At 44.1% G+C, this 304-nt stretch carries 1 protein-coding gene; it reads left to right on the top strand.

What is annotated here, in order from left to right; genetic code table 11:
- Nucleotides 1-33 precede the first annotated feature (33 nt).
- Nucleotides 34-304, top strand: a 271-nt coding sequence (locus SB765_RS28840) for a carboxypeptidase-like regulatory domain-containing protein (protein WP_410932385.1), incomplete at its 3' end; no start/stop codon positions are given.

The following is a 304-nucleotide window of genomic DNA, read 5'->3' as shown; positions in this document are numbered from 1 at the left end:
GTAATTCTTGCTCTAGGAGTTTCAACAAGCGCTATGGCTGCTGACACCTCGTCTGCAATGCGTGGTAAAATAACCACACCTTCAGGTGCGAGCGCTGCAAACGTTAAAATTAAGGTCGTTCATCAGCCTACCGGCACAATCAGTGAGCTAACCACCAATGAAAGTGGTACTTTTATAGCCAATGGTTTACGTGTTGGTGGACCATATACAGTGATCATCGACTCTGATACGTTTAACGATACCACCGTTGAAAACATCTTTTTAAACCTTGGCGAAACTTACCGATTAACGTCGCAATTAGCAC

This window comes from Pseudomonas sp. SIMBA_067 (assembly GCF_046534675.1).
Lineage (GTDB): Bacteria > Pseudomonadota > Gammaproteobacteria > Pseudomonadales > Pseudomonadaceae > Aquipseudomonas > Aquipseudomonas putida.
The sequence above is the reverse complement of the archived record's forward strand: the minus strand, read 5'-3'. Positions and strand labels throughout refer to the sequence as shown.